General features: G+C 45.4%; 14 protein-coding genes, 1 tRNA gene and 2 rRNA genes. 3 read left to right on the top strand and 14 right to left on the bottom strand.

Features of this window, described 5'->3' with window-relative positions; translation table 11 throughout:
• Positions 1-10: 10 nt before the first annotated feature.
• From BOC67_RS24900 to BOC67_RS24950, 11 genes are all read right to left on the bottom strand, one after another.
• On the bottom strand, positions 11-1,075 hold the full coding sequence (locus BOC67_RS24900) for an AAA family ATPase (protein ID WP_291914892.1): 1,065 nt from the start codon (positions 1,073-1,075) through the stop codon (positions 11-13).
• Between the two features lies 1 nt (position 1,076).
• Positions 1,077-1,376, bottom strand: coding sequence for a hypothetical protein (locus BOC67_RS24905; RefSeq protein ID WP_291914894.1), 300 nt, complete (start codon positions 1,374-1,376; stop codon positions 1,077-1,079).
• Positions 1,369-1,731, bottom strand: coding sequence for a helix-turn-helix domain-containing protein (locus BOC67_RS24910; protein WP_291914896.1), 363 nt, complete (start codon positions 1,729-1,731; stop codon positions 1,369-1,371). The genes BOC67_RS24905 and BOC67_RS24910 overlap by 8 nt, the downstream gene beginning before the upstream one ends.
• A gap of 72 nt (positions 1,732-1,803) precedes the next feature.
• Complete coding sequence (locus tag BOC67_RS24915; RefSeq protein WP_291914898.1) at positions 1,804-3,201, bottom strand: hypothetical protein; 1,398 nt, start codon at positions 3,199-3,201, stop codon at positions 1,804-1,806.
• Between the two features lie 21 nt (positions 3,202-3,222).
• Positions 3,223-4,365, bottom strand: a complete 1,143-nt coding sequence (locus BOC67_RS24920; protein WP_291914900.1) for a site-specific integrase — start codon at positions 4,363-4,365, stop codon at positions 3,223-3,225.
• Positions 4,366-4,385: 20 nt separating this feature from the next.
• Positions 4,386-4,937 (bottom strand): helix-turn-helix domain-containing protein, encoded by a 552-nt coding sequence (locus tag BOC67_RS24925; protein WP_291914901.1) that lies wholly within the window; start codon positions 4,935-4,937, stop codon positions 4,386-4,388.
• Positions 4,938-5,174: 237 nt separating this feature from the next.
• Positions 5,175-6,557 carry a tRNA uridine-5-carboxymethylaminomethyl(34) synthesis GTPase MnmE gene (gene mnmE, locus BOC67_RS24930; RefSeq protein ID WP_291914903.1) on the bottom strand — a complete coding sequence of 461 codons (1,383 nt, stop codon included), beginning with the start codon at positions 6,555-6,557 and terminating at the stop codon, positions 5,175-5,177.
• Positions 6,558-6,667: 110 nt separating this feature from the next.
• Positions 6,668-7,504, bottom strand: coding sequence for an energy transducer TonB (locus BOC67_RS24935; RefSeq protein ID WP_291914905.1), 837 nt, complete (start codon positions 7,502-7,504; stop codon positions 6,668-6,670).
• Between the two features lie 51 nt (positions 7,505-7,555).
• Positions 7,556-8,146, bottom strand: a complete 591-nt coding sequence (locus BOC67_RS24940) for a biopolymer transporter ExbD (RefSeq protein ID WP_291914907.1) — start codon at positions 8,144-8,146, stop codon at positions 7,556-7,558.
• Between the two features lie 102 nt (positions 8,147-8,248).
• A complete protein-coding gene (locus BOC67_RS24945; RefSeq protein ID WP_291914909.1) occupies positions 8,249-8,908 on the bottom strand; it encodes a biopolymer transporter ExbD in 660 nt (219 codons plus the stop codon).
• Positions 8,909-8,978: 70 nt separating this feature from the next.
• Positions 8,979-9,749 carry a MotA/TolQ/ExbB proton channel family protein gene (locus tag BOC67_RS24950; RefSeq protein ID WP_291914910.1) on the bottom strand — a complete coding sequence of 257 codons (771 nt, stop codon included), beginning with the start codon at positions 9,747-9,749 and terminating at the stop codon, positions 8,979-8,981.
• A gap of 829 nt (positions 9,750-10,578) precedes the next feature.
• On the opposite strand from BOC67_RS24950, the gene BOC67_RS24955 reads away from it, so the two are divergent.
• From BOC67_RS24955 to BOC67_RS24965, 3 genes are all read left to right on the top strand, one after another.
• Entirely contained in the window at positions 10,579-13,134 is a 2,556-nt protein-coding gene (locus BOC67_RS24955; protein WP_291914912.1) for a zinc-dependent metalloprotease, read from the top strand.
• A 107-nt stretch (positions 13,135-13,241) separates the two neighbouring features.
• Entirely contained in the window at positions 13,242-14,267 is a 1,026-nt protein-coding gene (locus tag BOC67_RS24960) for a LacI family DNA-binding transcriptional regulator (protein WP_291914914.1), read from the top strand.
• Between the two features lie 101 nt (positions 14,268-14,368).
• Complete coding sequence (locus BOC67_RS24965; protein WP_291914916.1) at positions 14,369-15,166, top strand: hypothetical protein; 798 nt, start codon at positions 14,369-14,371, stop codon at positions 15,164-15,166.
• Between the two features lie 303 nt (positions 15,167-15,469).
• On the opposite strand, the gene rrf is transcribed toward BOC67_RS24965, so the two are convergent.
• The 3 genes from rrf to BOC67_RS24980 form a co-directional block, all read right to left on the bottom strand.
• Positions 15,470-15,581: ribosomal RNA gene (gene rrf / locus BOC67_RS24970) — 5S ribosomal RNA — on the bottom strand.
• A 95-nt stretch (positions 15,582-15,676) separates the two neighbouring features.
• Positions 15,677-18,555 (bottom strand): 23S ribosomal RNA (locus tag BOC67_RS24975).
• A gap of 72 nt (positions 18,556-18,627) precedes the next feature.
• Positions 18,628-18,701, bottom strand: a tRNA-Ala gene (locus BOC67_RS24980).
• Positions 18,702-18,716 lie beyond the last annotated feature (15 nt).

Here is an 18,716-nt window from a genome sequence, read left to right on the forward strand (position 1 = left end):
GTTACACCTGTTACAGCATGTTACAATCCTTTAAAATTCTGCTTACTTTCATGTGAGAAATACCCAGTTCAGCCCCTATTTCCCGAAGGCTTCGCCCTTGCTGCTTTAGTTCGTTTACCTTTTCGTTCAGGTTTTCTTTGTCCTTTTCGGTGTGCTGTTTCAGGTGTTCCCGTTCCGTTCCGAAATTGACAAACTCAAACTGCAAAAAGTTAAAAGGCTTATCAATTTGACAAATGCAAACATTTTCGGCATCGTAAATCTGTTCGGTGTTCCGTTGCTTAATCTGTTTCAGGTAGCGTAAATTTTTGTCGCTGTGGCTTTCACCGATTGAGAAGGAACTATCACAAAAGTTTATCAGCATCTTACTGCCTTGCAAATCATTTCGGGTAATTGGTTTTGATAAGTCCCTTTTTGGTGTGTGTGCAAGTGCTAAAATTGAAAGTCCGTATTTGTTTTTTAACGCTTTCAAATGCTTCATTAAGGGCAAAGCATCTTTAGCCTTTTCAGTTTCATTTTTGAGGTAAGTAAGGTTATCAATGATTAAAACCTTTGCCCCTGTTTCAGTAATACTTCGTTCCAATGAATGGTTGAGGTAATCCTCAAAGGTTTGGTTTTCGGGTATGGTGGCATCGGGGTTTATTTCAACCCGTATAAAGTTGTTATCAAAGCTGTAATGCTGCTCAAACTTTATTGAATATCGGTTTTCAAATTGTTTGTCGCTTAACTCAAAATCAAAATACAAAATCGGTTGCTTTGGTGTTTCCAACTTAAAGCCCCGTATCTGTTCGCCCCTGCTTATGCTGTTACCAATTTGCACGGCTAAAATTGACTTACCTAAATTGGTGTCGGCAAACAAAATACATAGTTCACCCTCAAACCAAAATTCACTAAAAAGCATTTTCGGAATAGGCCGGGTTTTCGCCTGTTCAATCCAACGGCTGGCTGTTTTTACTGTGAACAGCCCTTTACTTTCTTTGGCTTCGTTACCTTGCTTTAAAAGCTGTTCCGCTTCGGTTTTAATATCCTCAACCCCGATACCGTATTTATCAAATTCAAAGTTTGTTTTCAGTTCCATATCAAAACAGTTTTAAGGGTTGAGTAAATAAATTCGTGTTGGTGGTGTAATACCCAGCACGGTGTTTTGATACTTTACAAAGCCCCTGTTTCAACTGGTGTATGCTGCCTTGCTTTTGCCATTTAGCAACGTAACGGCAAATGTTTGCCCTTAAAATTCCTGTTTCAATGGAAACCATTAACATAGTTGAGGGCTTGCGTTTGAACGCTGCAAATACCCGTTTCATTTGCACCTCAAAATGTTTATCTTTGCCCTGTCTTTTATGCAAAGAATTACTGGGGGTGTTCAATGTCTTAACCATTGTTACCCCCTTTTTTCTTTAGATAGGTTTCGGCTTCGCTGGCTGTTTCTGCCAACGTCTTTTTTCTGCCTTGCCTTAACCAGTTATCAATTTCCGATTTTAGAAACCTCAACTTTTTACCGCCTTTGTGTACGGGAATAGTACCAGCGTTTACCCAGCCGTAAACTGTGGGCTTACTGGGTTTGTCGGGGTGGTAAATACAAAGTTCGTTGAGGTCAAACCAACGGTCGGTTTCGGTTGGTTGTTCGTTACTCTTTTCAAGTAACAGCCTTTTTATTTCGCTTACTTCATTGGTAAGGTATGTAAAGGCTTTTGGTAGTGTTTCAAGGGTTAAACCCTCTGTTAAATTTTCCATTTGACTATCTTTTTATATTTGATAGTGCAATGGTATAAGGGGCTTTTAGGGGCAACAATATGGGTGTACGCCCTATTTCAATGCTTCATAGTTCTTTTGTACTGTTTGCTTTTGTTGGTCGGCTGTGTAACGTGTTCTATTCTCTTTAGAAAATTCATTGAGTACATAGATATTCCCTTTTACTGCTCTTTCAGCAACTTCAAACCAATTTGCAACTGCTTTGAATAGCTTGTAATCGGTTGTAAAGTGTTCCGCTTTTAAATGCTTTATAAACCCTAAATATTCAACCATTGCAATACTATACGGCAAGTCATTTGTACTTATCAATTCAATAAGTCTTTGTTTGTTTGGTTCTGAAAGTTGCTTAACCTTCGGCAATTCAAAGAAACCGTATTTACCCAGTTCAGCTTTAAGTTTGTCCGTTTTCGTTTCAGCTTGTTGAGGTGGTAAGGCTTTCAGTAAAGGGGTAATTTCATCAATAAACTTTTTTTCATCATTAAACCATTCCTTTAATATTTTCCTGTACCGTTGTTCCTCATTCGGTGAACTATTTTTATACCCTTGTTTCAATTTCAGTTTACGGCTGTTTATTACCAGTTCCAGTTTGATTTTATTTGCATCGGTTATCAAACCCTTTTCGTAAAGAGTAACCCCGTTTATCTGCGTTAATAGGTTGTTCGTTAAATTTATCAATGCTTCAATCAAACTGCTTTTGGTGTGCATCTTTGCTTTTGCAAGTCCTGAATAAATATTTGCTTCGGGCTTGCCGTTCAATATTGGTAACTGCTTCTCAAAGTGCTGTTTCAGGTTTCCGAAATAGCTGTTTAACTCAAAGGGAAATTCTTTAAGCCATTTTTGGTAAGTGCTTAACAGTATATTGAAATCGGTTTTGGGGCTTTCATTCGGGGTTTGGTAGGTGTTTAAAAATTCAAGTAACCGAGTTTTCTTTTCAGCTTTTATTTCCTCATTACGTTTGAGTAAATCAGTAACGTAAAAAAAGTAATCCGATAAGTAAAGGCGTTCACCGCAATCATTCGGCATTTGTCCGAAACTTTCAACCGCCCATTCAATGTAATCAGTAATAACCTTGTACCAGTTTTCGGTACTGTGGTTATTGATAATATGCTGGTTTGTGTAAATGATTTTCTTTGCAACCATTACAGGAACATTTGCGAATAAAGCCCTGTTAAACTCTTTTACTTTTACAAGGTTTGAATGATAAGAACAGCAAAACGGGAAACCTTTTTTTTGTTGGTTGCCCTCAAACTTTTCAGTAAGTCTTTTCGTTAATTCAGCAAGTGTTTTTTGGCAACCTTTGCACGTTGTAAAATCGTGTTCGCCTTTGGTCGGTTCTATTTCAAAAGGTAATTCAAACGCCCCGTTCAAATTCATTTGATACATTACGGTTTTACCGCAAAACTCAACGGGTGAAATATCCTTAACGTAAAATGTAGTATGTCTTTTTATCATTTGTCTTTAATGCTTAATCGGTTAAAAATCTAATTGTATTTTGTCGGCTGCTTCACGTTTGGTTTGGTCTATAATCTTTGCGTAAATCTGTGTGGTTTTCAGTTCACGGTGTCCCAGCATTTTGGAAACGGTGTAAATATCCGTTCCCTTTGATAGTTGCAAGGTGGCGAAGGTGTGGCGGAAACAATGAAAGGTTATATCCTTTGTTATTCCTGCTGCTCCAATCCATTGGTACAGGTGTTTGTTTTCGTATGCTGAATAAGTAAGCCCCTCAAATACTTTGTCGGTGGGTTCTTTGCGTTCACCCAGTAAGCTGTAAGCCTGTTCGGAAATTGGTAATACCTCAACCCCCTTTGTTTTTTGCTGGGTGAACTGTATTGAATAACCGTTTTCAACGCTGTGGTGTATTTCGTCCCAAACAAGGTTTTTAATATCCGAAAACCTCAACCCTGTGAGGGCTGAAAACAGGGCTGCACGTTTCAATAAAGGGTTATTACATTCCGTTTTTACAAGGCTGTTCAGTTCCTCAATGGTTAAAAAATTCCTTCGGGTTTCTGCCTGTTTTATTACCTCAATTTTTGCGTTCAGATCGGTGGTTAAATACCCGTCTTTATAGGCTTGTTTCAGGGTTGCTTTCAGTTTATTGAAATAGGAAACGGCTGAATTTTGGGCAAGGGTTGTTTTACTGCTCTTATTGCTTTTAGTAGTGAGTAAATACTCTTTGAACTCATTACAAAACTTTTCGTTGAGGTCGGCAAACTTCAAATTTCCCTTTGTGAATGTTTCAAGGTAATTGTAAGCTGAAACCCAGTTATCGTGGTTACTGGCTTTGCGTTTGTCGGCAAGGGTTTTGAAATAGGCAACAAAATTCTGTTCGCCCAGTTCCTTAATACGTTTCTGTTCCAGTTCGTACCCCGTGTAAATTTCGGGCTTGTTCAAATGGTTTTCTCGTTTCTGCCTTATCTGTTCGGCAAGTTGTAAAGTTTCTTTGTTATGCTGTTTGTCAATAGGGTTCTTTGCCTTATCAAAAAGGTACAGCCCCAAAAATTCCCTTCGGGTTGGTTCGCCTGTTTCGGGGTGTGGTATAGCTGGGTAAAAATCTAAATACAGGCTTTTCCTGTTCCCTGAAATTGCCTTTTCTCTTAACTTAACTTTTATTGCCATTGTCTTTTATGCTTTGGTGTTCAGCTCAATAGTTTATCAATTACCGTTTTCGGAACGTATGCAAACCAGCCCTTTTTTATTTTGGGTATGCTGTTTCGTTTGATAAGGTTTTGTAAGGCTGTTTCTGAAATTCCGTATTTGTCCTGTACTTCGGTAAGGTTGTAACAGTCGGAAATATCAAATTGCTTTTGTTCGGGTTGAGGTGTTACGGGCTGGGGCTGCTCAAACAGTTTATCAATTTCGGAACGCTTAACCCTTGTAATCCTTTGCCCCAAATTCACGGCTTTAATAGTTCCGCTCTCAATGTAGTAATATGCTGAACGTACTGAACAGTTAAGCAAACGGGCAACTTCACGAACAGTTAAAAACTCTTTGGCTTTCAGTTCCTCAATAGGTTGGGTTTTTATTTGCTGGGTTTGCTTATTGCTTTGTTCAACCTTACCAGCCCTTACCTTTTGTTTGTGTGCTGCACTTGCGCACCTGTGGGAACAGAAACGGGTTACTGTGGTTCGTGCCGTGAACTCATTACCGCAATGCTGGCAAATTCTTTGTACCTCAATTTTTGAACTCATTTAATATCCTTTAGTGTCTTTACGTTGCTTTAAGTGCAATTAAGTGCAAAATAAAAAGGGTTTAACCCCGTTTTTTGTACCTCAACTGCATTAAGGTACAGTAAAGGTACAAATATTCCATAAACAAACAAGTAATAACACAAAAGAAACCTATATTTGTAAGCATTAAAAAAGCCCTTATTTACAGGGCTTTACGTTGGTTTCTTATCGGTTTGGTGTTTGGTTGTTTTGTAGTGGTTACTTTCCGATACAAAACTTACTAAATATATAATCCAGCCTATCCTCATTTGTCACCTCCCCGGTAATCTCACCCAAAAAGTGCAGCGCCCGCCTGATATCCAGCGCCAGTAAATCCCCCGGCAAACCGTTATCCATTCCTCCCTTTACATCAAACAACGATTTAAGCACTTCCTGCAGGGCCGAATGATGCCTGGCATTGGTCACAATGGTATCCTCCGTATTAATATCTCCGGACATTACTTTACTCACCAACGCCGCTTTCAAATCCTCCACATGGTCATGGTTTTTTGCAGAAATGAACAAAATACCCGGAATTTCGGAGAATTTCGCACGAATAGCGGGCTCTCCCGCAATGTCAGTTTTATTCCCTACCAGCAGGAAGTTCACTTTATCTGCTTCAAAATCAGCCACCTGTTGCTGCAGCGCTGCCACGCTCATTTCGTTAGCGTCAAACAGGTACACCACCACACCGGCTTCTTTGATTTTTTCCATCGTCTTCTGTACCCCGATGCTTTCGATGGTATCATCGCTTTCCCGGATGCCGGCGGTATCGATCAGGCGGAACAGGATGCCTTCTATGTTCAATACCTCCTCGATGGTATCGCGTGTAGTACCCGCTATATCGCTTACAATGGCCCTGTTTTCGTTCAAAAGGGTGTTAAGGAGGGTTGACTTACCGGCGTTCGGTTTTCCCACAATAGCGGTATTTACGCCGTTTTTGATCACATTCCCCATACGGAAGGAATCGATCAGGTGGCGAATGGTGGTTGTAGCGGAAGAAATCAGTTCATACAGGCGCGTCCGGTCAGCAAACTCCACATCTTCCTGGCTAAAGTCCAGTTCCAGCTCTATCAGCGCTGAAAAGGTGATCAGCTGATCGCGCAGGTGATGCAATTCTTTGGAGAACCCGCCCCGCATCTGCTGCATAGCCGTCTGGTGGGAGGCGGCGGAGTTACTGGCAATCAGGTCCGCAACGGATTCCGCCTGAGTCAGGTCCAGTTTGCCGTTGAGGAAGGCCCGTTGGGTAAACTCACCGGGTTTGGCGAGCCTGGCGCCGGCTTTGGTGCAGGCGTCTATGATCTGTTGCTGGATATACGGGGAGCCATGGCAGGAGATTTCGATAACATCTTCCCCGGTATAGGAGCGGGGGCCTTTGTACAGGCTCACTACCACTTCATCGATAACGGTACCTTCGGATACAATGCTCCCGAAATGAATGGTATGACTGGGTTGCAGCAGCAGGTTCTTGCCCTTAAAAAGCCCGTTGGTAATATCAAAAGCTTTGCTGCCGCTGAGGCGGATCACCGCAATGGCGCCCAGGCCAGGCGCGGTGGCTACAGCTACAATAGTATCATCAAATCCCGAAAGTTTCCCCAGCATACGTACCGTTATTAGTTATGAAGATGCAAAGGTACTAATAAGTGCATAATGCAAAAATCCCCGTCCTCTGGTGAGAACGGGGATCTTCTTTATCAAGTATCCTGACAGTACTACTCTTGCAGTGTAAAGCGGATAGGAAGGTTGAACTGAACGGATACCTGGCGGCCGTTTTGCTTACCAGGCTTCCATTTAGGCATGGATTTTACCACGCGAATCGCTTCTTCTTCCAGACCGCCGCCTTTTGCAGCGCCTACTGTTTTAACATCTTTGATATTACCATCAGAGTCTACCACGAACTGTACGAATACAGTACCGGAGATACCGTTTTCCTGCGCAACGCGTGGGTAACGGATGTTCTTATTCAGGTATTTGTTCAGCGCTTCTTCACCGCCCGGGAAGGTTGGTGGCTGTTCTACGAAAGTGAAGATCTCTTCTTTCGCAGGAGCAGGAGGCGCTTCTACCACACCTGTACCTTTACTGTCTTCCAGCAGGCCCGCATCGATACCGTTCGGGTCACCTTCCACAGTTTTGGTGCTGATGGATTTGTCTTTAATATCCTCATGCTTTGGTGGTTCCTCATCAGGTGGTACCTCAGCATCTTTTTTAATTACAGGAGGAGTAAACTGTACTGACGGCTTAACCGGTGGTGGCGGCGCCGGAGGAGGAGGCGGAGGAGGTGGAGTTTTCGGATCTTCCGGAATCTTCACATCTTCCATCTTAATTTCCTTAATTACTGGCTTCTTAGGCCCTTCGTCCTCAGAAGCCTTTACCCAGTTTGAAACCAGGTAGCCACCAAGAAGCAGGATGAACAGGCTGGAGGTACCTACGAGGGCATTCCTCACACGCTTGTTATATTGCCTTCTCAGTTCGTAAGCCCCATATTCCTTATTCCTGCCGTCAAACAGGATGTCAAGAAAATCGGACTTTAAGACTTTAGCAGAATCCATTGTTAATGTTTTATGATGGATGCAAAAAATTAAATTATTCCATAAAGACGATTATTGCACGCCGTTAGCAGTTTCTGTCTGCTTAATCCATTGTTTGTCCTGATCGGAGATATCAACTGTCGCATAACGCTGAATACGGTTGATAGCCATTTCGTCCAGGATATCCACGAAGTTCTTATAAGTGGCATCATCGTCTGCCTTTATAATCACTACCACGTCTTCTGGTTCTCCTTTTGCATTCCTCGACCTAGCAACTTCATCTCTTTTCTTAATGATCTCATCTCTGATTCCACCTTTGTTGGCAAAGGTTGTTGAGTGAAAGAAATCAGGATTTGCAGAAGCATTAGGATCTTGTGCTAAACCTTCGTAATAATATACTCTGTTGTTTTTGCCGAGAAGGATAGTCAAAGCAGTACTTTCTTTTACCTTGTTCTGCTCTTTCTCATTCTCAGTATCTTTTGGCATGATCAAGTCCATTGTCTTGGGCTTGGCCATAGTAGTTGTCAACATGAAAAAGGTAATCAGGAGAAATCCCAAATCCACCATCGGTGTCATATCCACACGGGTAGAATGTTTCTTGGATTTCGTACCACCGTGTTTCTTGCCTTTTCCACCACCACTACTGGTATCCATTTCTGCCATAGTAGTAAGCTTTTTTGGTTCTTAAATCAGCAGCCTCCCAGGTCAGGGAGTAGCGCCGTCCGGCGGTCGCCTGCTGCCATTTACTTTGTAAACTGCTCCCGATTACTCTTTTTTACCACCGGATTGCATTTCCTCGTAAGCTGCTGTGCCGGGAGGAGGCGCTTCCAGGTTGGTAACCAGGTTCAGTTTCTGGATATGCTTCTTTTTGAAGGTATCCAGGATCTCCTTGATCTTTGGATACGGAGTGGCGTTATCAGCTTTAATACAGTACTTCAGTTTGTTGAAGTTACCGCCTTGGGCAGACATACCGTACTCGATCCATGTTCCTAACTCGTTATTAGCTGAGTCAGTAGGAATACCTGTATCCAGGTTGGAATGTTTACGTTGCTCAGGTGTTTCTGAAAGATACTGCTTCAGATTTTTGAGAGGCGTACCAACGCTGGCGCCCAGCACAAAATTCTGCATTTCCTTATCGTTCAGACCCAGTTTAAACTGAGTGTTCAGATCCTCGATCAGTTTTCTTCTTTTAGGCTGGCCGTCCATGCTAAAGAACACTCTGCCATCCTTGTCTACTGTAAACAACAGTACATCAGAATCAGGCAAAAGGGTGGTGTTGATAGATGACGGAGTAACTACCGTTACCGGCTCGTCCGGTTTGAACTTAGTCGCCAGCATAAAGAAAGTTAAGAGCAGAAAAGCCACGTCACACATTGCCGTCATATCGACCAGCGTGCTTTTCCTTGGCATTTTAACTTTAGGCATCTTTACTTTTTTTATGGTTTACTTTAATAAGATTCAAAACCGCTGAAATTCCATAAAATAATCGGGAAGATTATTTGTGGTTAGCAGCAAAGCTTTGAGTTAAAGTAAAGCCAGACTCGTCAATAGCGTAAGTGATGCTATCGATGTTGGTAGTGAAGACGTTGTACATGATGATCGCAATAGCGGAAGTACCGATACCCAGAGCGGTGTTGATCAACGCCTCGGAGATACCTAACGCCAGCTGAGAAGAATCAGGAGCGCCTGCGTTTGACATCGCGGAGAACGCCTTGATCATACCCAATACTGTACCGAACAGACCCAGGAGGGTTGCTACTGATGCAATAGTAGACAGGAACACCAGGTTTTTCTCCATCATTGGCAGTTCCAGCGCAGTTGTTTCTTCAATTTCGTTTTTGATGGTCAGAATCTTCTGCTCTGTATCCAGCTCAGTGTTGCTGATCATTTCTTTGTATTTTTTCAGACCTGCTTTCAGTACGTTACCTACAGAACCTTTCTGTTTGTCGCACTCAGCCAGCGCAGCGTCTACATTTTTGTTAGCCAGGTGGTACTGTACTTTACGTACCAGCTCAGAACCGGAGAATTTACCTTTAGCTTTTGACAGATACAGGAAACGCTCAATTACGAAAGTCAGACAGATCAGCAGCACAGAAATCAGAATTGGTACTACATAACCGCCTTTGTACACGGTGCCAAACCATTTACCAATACCTTCTGCAATCGGATGGCCTTCTGGATTGTTACCCTCGAAGTTAGCCGGGTTACCCAGTACAAAGAAATAAATAACAAAACCAATTACCAGGCAGATAGGTACAGCCAACATTGCAAATAAGTTGGATGACTTTTTAGGTTGATGGGAAGACGCCTTAGCAGTAGCTGCAGTCACAGTTGTTTTAGTCTCAGCCATGTTGATTGAAATTTTAGTGTTAAAAATTAAACTATTGTTTGTTAGAAGTTATGAATTACTGTTTTAGTCTGTAATGCTTAATAGCACTCAATTTAATCTTTATTCAGTGATTCGCAAAGTTATAAGGTTGACTCAAAAAAACAAGTGCAGCTCAAAAAATCCCACAAAAATTAACAACAGCACTAAAACGCACGCCCAGCGTACATTCTATCCCTTTCATGAATTTGAGCAAACACTTATAATCAGCAAATAAACCAATATTTTACGTAGCCAGACCCCCTGACCGTCACTGTCCCTAAACTTGAAATAGATTGATTTTTTTCAAAGTTGGACGCACAATTTAAGAAAATTTTCAAATGTTCCAACAATAATCTTGCAAGAATAGTTTTTTATTCCTTCCCGCGCCAGTACTCACTTTGAGCAGTAATCTTCTCCATTTCAATGACAATATTCCAATATTTATAAGCTGCGTCCGCCCAAATGCAACACCACCGCGGTCAAACCTGCACCCTAACGTGAAATCACCATATTAGTATAAAATATACTATAATTATTTTTGATTACATAAAAAAAGTTGCCTCCGCAACTAATGTCCTAACGCAAAAAATCTCCCAACCTCCATTTTTTCCCATTCTTATCTCCTTTTTTAGCGCTCGTGGAATTTCCTATTAAGTTAAGACTTTATATACTTACTTGCACATCACTTTTCAAAAAAGTGATCACTTTTCTAAAAACCAACTGATAAATGAACAAATCTTCTCAACACAAACTAGTGTTGGCACTGGCCGGAGCAATCGCCCTCGGCGCCGTAGCCTCGCCGGCTGACGCCCAGAAAAAGAAGTCCGCTCCTACCCCTGCCGCCAACGCAGCCGCCATGGCGAAGGATACCACCGCCAAACCTAACGGCCCAATGATGAAACCCGGTCCCAAACCCGGCCCTAAACCTTTCGCCGAAGTGATCAACGCACAGGCCAAAGCCGACTCCGGACTCATCAACATCTATAAACACGAAGACAGGTACTTCTTCGAAATCGCCGACTCCATCATCGGCCGCGATATCCTCGTCGTAAACCGCCTCTCCAAATCCGCAGCCGGACTCCGCGCCGGTATGTCCGGTTTCGGTGGGGACCTCATCAACGAAAACGTAGTCCGCTTCGAAAAAGGTCCCAATAACAGAATCTTCCTCAAAAACATCTCCTACTCCGAGACGTCCAAAGATTCTACCCAACCTATGTTCTCGTCCGTAATGGGCTCCAACCTCCAACCAATTGTAGCCGCATTCGACATTAAGGCATTCTCCAGGAATAATAAAGGTTGCATAATCGACCTCACCGAATACATCAACGGCGATAACGATATCCTCTTCTTCGACCAGGGCATGAAGTCCAACCTCAAACTCGCAGGTTATCAGCCCGATAAGTCATACGTCGTGGATGTCAAATCCTTCCCGATGAACACGGAGATCAGAACCGTTAAAACCTACGCTAAAGCGCCTTCCTCCCCTTACCCGGGCATGCCCCCGGTGCCAGGAGGCAACGCTACCGTAGAACTCAACAGCTCCTTCGTACTGCTGCCTAAAGTGCCAATGCAGCCGCGCTACTTCGATCCGCGCGTAGGCTATTTCACTACCAGCACTACCGACTTCGACGCAGACCCGCAAGGCGTGAAAAAAATCACCATGATCACCCGCTGGAGGCTCGAACCTAAACCGGAAGACATGGAGAAATATAAACGCGGCGAACTCGTGGAACCACAGAAACCAATCGTGTTTTATATAGACCCCGCCACCCCGGCAAAATGGCGTAAATACCTCATCCAGGGTGTGAACGACTGGCAGGCAGCCTTCGAAGCAGCCGGCTTCAAAAACGCTATCATGGCTAAAATGGCGCCTACCAAAGAAGAGGACTCCACCTGGTCCATCGATGACGCCCGCTTCTCCGCCATCGTTTATAAACCTTCCACCATCCCTAACGCCAGCGGTCCGCATATCCATGACCCGCGCACCGGCGAGATCCTGGAAAGCCATATCAACTGGTACCACAACGTCATGCAACTGCTCCGTAACTGGTACTTCATCCAGGCTTCCCCGAACGATCCCCGCGCCCGCAACATGCAGTTCAGCGATGAACTCATGGGTGAACTCATCCGCTTCGTATCCTCCCACGAAGTGGGCCATACCCTCGGGCTGCGCCACAACTTCGGCTCCAGCTCCACTTATCCTGTTGAAAAACTGCGCGATAAGGAATGGGTGAAACAAAACGGACACGCCGCCTCCATCATGGACTACGCCCGCTTTAACTACGTAGCGCAGCCAGGGGATGGTATCACCGGGGCTGACCTCTACCCGCGCATTAACTACTACGATAAATGGGCCATCGAATGGGGCTACCGCCTGCGTCCTGAATTCAACTCTCCGGAAGCAGAAAAAGCTGCCCTCAATAAAATCACCATCGAAAAACTCAAGGATAAGAAATTCTGGTTCGGTACCGAATCCGATCCGTTCGATCCTCGCTGCCAGAACGAAGACCTGGGCGACAACGCCATGAAAGCCAGCATGTACGGTATCAAAAACCTGCAACGCATCATGCCGAATATGATCGCCTGGACCAGGACCGCCAACGAGGACTATAGCGACCTGAAAACCATCTATAAGGAACTGGTAGGCCAATACACCCGCTACATGGGCCACGTTGCCAAAAATGTAGGCGGTATCTACACCACGCCGAAAACGGTGGAACAGGCCGGTCCGGTAGTGGAATTCGTTAGCAAAGCCACTCAGAAAGAAGCTATTACCTTCCTGAACCAGCAGCTCTTTACCACGCCTAAATGGCTGTTCAGCCAGGAAATTTTCAGCAAAACCGGCGATGACGGCGCTTCCGTTATTTCTGGCGTGCAAAACCAGGTGCTGACCCGCCTCTTCTCCCCTAACATCTTCGGCAGTATGCTGGGCGGTGAAGCCTCCCTCGGCGCCAACGCCTACCTGCCTGCTGAAATGGTCAACGACGTGAAGAAAACCATCTTCTCCGAACTGGCCACCCATCAGAACGTGGATATCTATAAGAGAAACCTGCAGCGCCTCTATGTGGAAAAGCTGAGCGCTTTACTCACACCGGCGCCTTCTCAGGGCCCTGGCGCGCCGGCCGGTAACGTACGCCTGTCCGACGCTACTTCAGTTGCCCGCGCTGCGCTCACCTCGCTGAGAACAGAGCTCCGCACCGCTGCAGCCGCCGGCGATGCGACCACCCGCGGCCACTACCAGGACCTGATCGCGTCTATCTCTAAAACACTCGATAATAAGTAATTAACTGACGGTTAAATACGCGAAAAGCCTCTCCCACACAGGAGAGGCTTTTTATTTAAGGATAATTGCTTAATATAGCGCGAATTTTAAACTACCAAGCCTCAAAAGTGAAAGATCGCACTAATAAAGTTACCATATACGACATCGCCCAGAAACTGGGCCTTTCTGCATCTACCGTTTCCCGCGCGTTGCAAAACAACCCGCTGATCAACGAGGAAACCAGGCTGAAAGTGCAGGAAATGGCTACCGAAATGGGTTATGTACCCAATTGGATCGCTTCCAGCTTACGTAAAAAGCGCTCCAATATCATCGGCCTGATCGTACCCCGTACTTCCATGTACTTCCAGAGTACCGCCATCAGCGGCATTCAGCACGAAGCGCATAAATACGGGTTCTCTATCATGATTGGCCAGTCGGATGAAACGGTCGCCATGGAAAAAGAATTGGTGCATACCTTCTATTCGCTGCGTGTCGATGGGCTCCTGGCCGTATCTTCCATGTTTACGACCAACACGGATCACTTTAATCCTTTTGTGAAAAACAATATCCCGATCGTATTTTATGACCGCGTGCCATCTGACTTCAACGGCTATACGATTACGGGAGACGATTACCAGGGCGGCTACCTCGCCACGGAACACCTGATTCGCCAGGGATGCAAACGCATCGCGCATTTCTCAGGAATCCTAACTTGTAATCTTTACCAGCAGCGCCTTGCAGGATATAAAGCCGCACTCGCCGCCTACGATATTCCTTTTGACGAAAGCATGGTCTACGTGCATGACCTTACCATGCAATCCGCCGCCAATGCGGCCCAGGAAATATTTTCCAAGTCAGTACTGCCGGACGGACTCTTCACCGCGAACGATTCCTCTGCAGTGGCATTCATCCAGGAAGCTAAAAAACAGGGCATCCAGGTGCCCGGCCAGATAAAAGTAGTAGGGTATTCAAACGACCTTTCTTCCCGCATCATCTCTCCTTCACTCAGCACCATTGAGCAGTCGGGATACAATATGGGCCAGAAGGCAGCCAGCACCATCATCCAGTTGATCAACCAGGACGAAGGAATCAAAGTGCCGAAGAATTATGTATTCCCCGTTGAACTGATCCAGCGGGAATCCAGTACGTCGTAGCTCCGCCATCTTATCATGTAACGAATGCATTTATCAACCGTTTAACAGCTATCAACCTATAATTATTATCAACCGTTTTATTAAACCAATCCTGCAACTTTATGAGGTTACTAAAATTGCTGGCTGTAACGACTGCACTGTTTGCAACAGCCTGCCATACAACCGTGTATGTGCCACAGGCGATCAATGCCCCGGCCCTTAAAGAGAAGTATGAATTCAAGGGAAATGTGGGCCCTAACAACGCACAGGCAGCATTCGCCGTATCGGATAACATTGCCATCATGGCCAGCGGCCAGTTCGTGTACCGCAATGCCTTCTACGGCAGCGAAGGTGACGAGGATAATGTGTTCGACCGCAATGTGCATGGCGGCGCCTTTGAAGGAGGCCTGGGCTATTTCAAAGCTTTCGGCTCCAAAAACCGCGCTGTGTTTGACGTCTACGGCGGGCTCGGTACCGGTGGCTTCAATACGCTGGACAAGTCGTACTACGACGCCAGCAATCCCACGAACACGGAGGATTATAAGTTACGCTCCAGGTTTGCAAAAGGCTTTATCCAGCCCAGCTTCGGCATTGTGCATCCGGTAGTGGAAGCAATTTTCAGTACCCGTTTCTCTGTAGTGAATTTCTATGGCTTAACAGCCGGCAATCTGGCCCGTGGCGCGGATAGCACGCATAGCGGCGCTTTCTATCAGATTGGCAGCAAGCCCCGTTTCTTCTATGAGCCGGCCATCACATTCCGCGTGGGCTATAAATATGTGAAGTTCCAGATGCAATTATCCGCGGCAGCTTGCATGAACGCAGCTCCGGGCACGCATTTCAACGATTATTTCCAACCGGTGAATCTCAACCTCGGCGCCTCTATCAATATCGCCAAATGGTACGATTCCTTTAAGCGTTAATTGTTTGATTTTTCATAAAGGACAGGCGTTGCTACAGCGCCTGTTTTTTTGTGCGTATATACGTCTACGTTACTTCGTTTACCCGTTACAGTTAATATATTTTTTTTAGGGGGGGGGGAAAGATTTATGGCTGCGGTTAACCAGGTATCGGGAGGAGTATGGGCGCGGGGCACGGCTGCCCACGCATCGCTACGGCCGACGCGTAACTCGTTACCTGCACCTGTGCTGAATCGGCATCAGACCCCAGGACCTTCGGAAAATAAAAAAGCCTTAGTGAAATAATCACTAAGGCTTTTAAAATAAATATGGCAGCTACCTACTCTCCCGCATTGTGGTGCAGTACCATCGGCCATAAGGGGCTTAACTTCTCTGTTCGGAATGGGAAGAGGTGAACACCCTTGGCAAAACCACCATAAGATCTTTTTGCTGTTACAGCAAACAATAAGATAACATATCGGAGAAAGTTGTACACTAAGTTTGTTGTTCTTACGACAACATAAGTAATAAATAAAGTTAAAGCTTACGGGCAATTAGTATTACTCGGCTTCGATGTTACCACCCTTACACCTGTAACCTATCAACGTCGTAGTCTCCGACGGCCCTTAAAAGTAAACTCATCTTGAAGCAGGTTTCACGCTTAGATGCTTTCAGCGTTTATCCTGTCCGTACATAGCTACTCTGCACTGCACCTGGCGGCACAACAGATACACCAGCGGTACGTACGACCCGGTCCTCTCGTACTAAGGTCATGTCTCCTCAATTTACTAACGATCACAACAGATAGGGACCGAACTGTCTTGCGACGTTCTGAACCCAGTTCACGTGCCACTTTAATCGGCGAACAGCCGAACCCTTGGGACCTTCTCCAGCCCCAGGATGTGACGAACCGACATCGAGGTGCCAAACCTCACCGTCGATATGAGCTCTTGGGTGAGATCAGCCTGTTATCCCCGGAGTACCTTTTATCCTTTGAGCGATGGCCCTTCCATACAGAACCACCGGATCACTTTAGCCTGCTTTCGCACCTGCTCGGCTTGTTTGCCTCACAGTCAAGCACCCTTATACTAATGCGCTCTACGTACGATTACCAACCGTACTGAGGGTACCTTTGCGAGCCTCCGTTACCTTTTAGGAGGCGACCACCCCAGTCAAACTACCCACCAAACAATGTCCCCGTTGCCGGGTTAGACTCTAAATAACAGAAGGTTGGTATTTCAACGATGACTCCACAACTCCTGGCGAAGCTGCTTCATAGTCTCCCAACTATCCTACACATCTGGCATTCAAAATCAATGTTAAGTTGTAGTGAAGGTTCACGGGGTCTTTCCGTCCCGTTGCGATTAACCGGCATCTTCACCGATACTACAATTTCACCGAGCTCGTGGTAGAGACAGTGTCCAACTCATTAGACCATTCGTGCAGGTCGGAACTTACCCGACAAGGAATTTCGCTACCTTAGGACCGTTATAGTTACGGCCGCCGTTTACTGGGGCTTCAGTCAGGAGCTTTGGGTTACCCCGAACACCCTTCCTTAACCTTCCAGCACCGGGCAGGTATCAGGCTCTATACGTCATCTTTCGATTTTGCAGGGCCCTGTGTTTTTGTTAAACAGTTGGTTGGACCATTTTACTGAGACCGCATCGCTGCGGTACGCCTTATCCCGAAGTTACAGCGTCAATTTGCCTAGTTCCTTTACCACGGATCACTCGAGCGCCTTAGGATATTCTCCTCGACTACCTGTGTCGGTTTACGGTACGGGCTGCTATAAACGAACCTTAGAAGTTTTTCTTGGAAGTCTGATTAGGGACATTATCAGCGCTGCCGAAGCTTTGCTGTACTATCAGGTTCATCAGGTCTTACGGATTTACCTATAAAACCTATAACTACACCCTTTAACGCACTATTCCGTAAGTGCGCAGTCCTTTCACTACTCCGTTACTCCATCGAATTTATAGCAGGTAATGGAATATTCACCATTTTGCCATCAGCTACGCCTTTCGGCTTTGCCTAAGGACCCGACTAACCCTGATCCGATTAGCGTTGATCAGGAACCCTTAGTCTTACGGCGATAAGATTTTTCATCTTATTTATCGTTACTTATGCCTACATTTTCTTTTCCAAACGCTCCAGCATGCCTCGCGACACACCTTCGATGCAGTTTGGAATGCTCCCCTACCGTCTAGCATTACTGCTAGGCCTAAAGCTTCGGTTGTATGTTTGATACCCGATTATTTTCCGTGCCCAAACCCTCGACCAGTGAGCTGTTACGCACTCTTTAAATGAATGGCTGCTTCCAAGCCAACATCCTGGCTGTTTTAGGATTTGAACCGCGTTTGATTAACTTAACATACGATTAGGGACCTTAGCTGTTAGTCTGGGTTATTTCCCTCTCGGCCATGGACCTTAGCGCCCACAGCCTCACTCCCGGAGATTATGTTATAGCATTCGGAGTTTATTAGGGTTTGGTAGGCGGTGAAGCCCCCTAGCCCAATTAGTAGCTCTACCTCTATAACACGTCTTAAATCCGAGGCTGTTCCTAAAAACATTTCGGGGAGAACGAGCTATCTCTCAGTTTGATTGGCCTTTCACCCCTATCCACAGGTCATCCCATAGCTTTTCAACGCTAATGAGTTCGGACCTCCAGTTAGTTTTACCTAACCTTCATCCTGCCCATGGATAGATCACAAAGTTTCGCGTCTACCCCTACTGACTAAATCGCTCTGTTAGAACTTGCTTTCGCTGCGGCTCCGGTACTGAAGACCTTAACCTCGCCAGTAAGGAGTAACTCGTAGGCTCATTATGCAAAAGGCACGCCGTCACTCTTGCGAGCTCCGACCGCTTGTAAGCGCACGGTTTCAGGAACTATTTCACTCTCCTGTTCGGAGTACTTTTCACCTTTCCCTTACGGTACTGGTTCACTATCGGTATCTAAGGAGTATTTAGCCTTATCAGATGGTACTGACAGTTTCACACAGGATTCCTCTGGTCCCGCGCTACTCAGGATACTACACGTCCGTCAGAATTTGCACCTACAGGGCTATCACCTGCTACGGCTCATCTTTCCAGATGATTCAGTTTGATCTGACTTTCTAAAAGTAGTCCTACAACCCCGGGTAGAATTGCTTCGACCCGGTTTGGGCTCTTCCCTGTTCGCTCGCCACTACTGGGGGAATCATTATTATTTTCTTTTCCTGCAGGTACTTAGATGTTTCAGTTCCCTGCGTTGGCTCCCTTTCGGGTGATACACCTTCAGTGTACCGGGTTGTCCCATTCGGAAATCTACGGATGTAACGATCGTTTGCATCTCCCCGTAGCTTATCGCAGCTTACCACGTCCTTCGTCGCCTCTTAGATCCTAGGCATCCACCATGCGCCCTTATTCGCTTTAAATATTTTGTATTTAAGTATTACTACTTAAGTACACAACTTTTGAATTCTCCAATATGTCAAAGAACTTTTAAGTGGAGGATAACGGATTCGAACCGTTGACCCCCTGCGTGCAAGGCAGGTGCTCTAGCCAGCTGAGCTAATCCCCCAAACTTATTTGGTAG

Source organism: Chitinophaga sp. CB10 (assembly GCA_001870995.2).
Taxonomy (GTDB): Bacteria; Bacteroidota; Bacteroidia; order Chitinophagales; family Chitinophagaceae; genus Chitinophaga.

What these genes read in the sequence shown, in the direction of transcription:
- BOC67_RS24900 (WP_291914892.1), bottom strand. Translation starts at nt 1,075, where the DNA reads ATGGAACTGAAAACAAACTTTGAATTTGATAAATACGGTATCGGGGTT.
- BOC67_RS24905 (WP_291914894.1), bottom strand. Translation starts at nt 1,376, where the DNA reads ATGGTTAAGACATTGAACACCCCCAGTAATTCTTTGCATAAAAGACAG.
- BOC67_RS24910 (WP_291914896.1), bottom strand. Translation starts at nt 1,731, where the DNA reads ATGGAAAATTTAACAGAGGGTTTAACCCTTGAAACACTACCAAAAGCC.
- BOC67_RS24915 (WP_291914898.1), bottom strand. Translation starts at nt 3,201, where the DNA reads ATGATAAAAAGACATACTACATTTTACGTTAAGGATATTTCACCCGTT.
- BOC67_RS24920 (WP_291914900.1), bottom strand. Translation starts at nt 4,365, where the DNA reads ATGGCAATAAAAGTTAAGTTAAGAGAAAAGGCAATTTCAGGGAACAGG.
- BOC67_RS24925 (WP_291914901.1), bottom strand. Translation starts at nt 4,937, where the DNA reads ATGAGTTCAAAAATTGAGGTACAAAGAATTTGCCAGCATTGCGGTAAT.
- mnmE (WP_291914903.1), bottom strand. Translation starts at nt 6,557, where the DNA reads ATGCTGGGGAAACTTTCGGGATTTGATGATACTATTGTAGCTGTAGCC.
- BOC67_RS24935 (WP_291914905.1), bottom strand. Translation starts at nt 7,504, where the DNA reads ATGGATTCTGCTAAAGTCTTAAAGTCCGATTTTCTTGACATCCTGTTT.
- BOC67_RS24940 (WP_291914907.1), bottom strand. Translation starts at nt 8,146, where the DNA reads ATGGCAGAAATGGATACCAGTAGTGGTGGTGGAAAAGGCAAGAAACAC.
- BOC67_RS24945 (WP_291914909.1), bottom strand. Translation starts at nt 8,908, where the DNA reads ATGCCTAAAGTTAAAATGCCAAGGAAAAGCACGCTGGTCGATATGACG.
- BOC67_RS24950 (WP_291914910.1), bottom strand. Translation starts at nt 9,749, where the DNA reads ATGTTGGCTGTACCTATCTGCCTGGTAATTGGTTTTGTTATTTATTTC.
- BOC67_RS24955 (WP_291914912.1), top strand. Translation starts at nt 10,579, where the DNA reads ATGAACAAATCTTCTCAACACAAACTAGTGTTGGCACTGGCCGGAGCA.
- BOC67_RS24965 (WP_291914916.1), top strand. Translation starts at nt 14,369, where the DNA reads ATGAGGTTACTAAAATTGCTGGCTGTAACGACTGCACTGTTTGCAACA.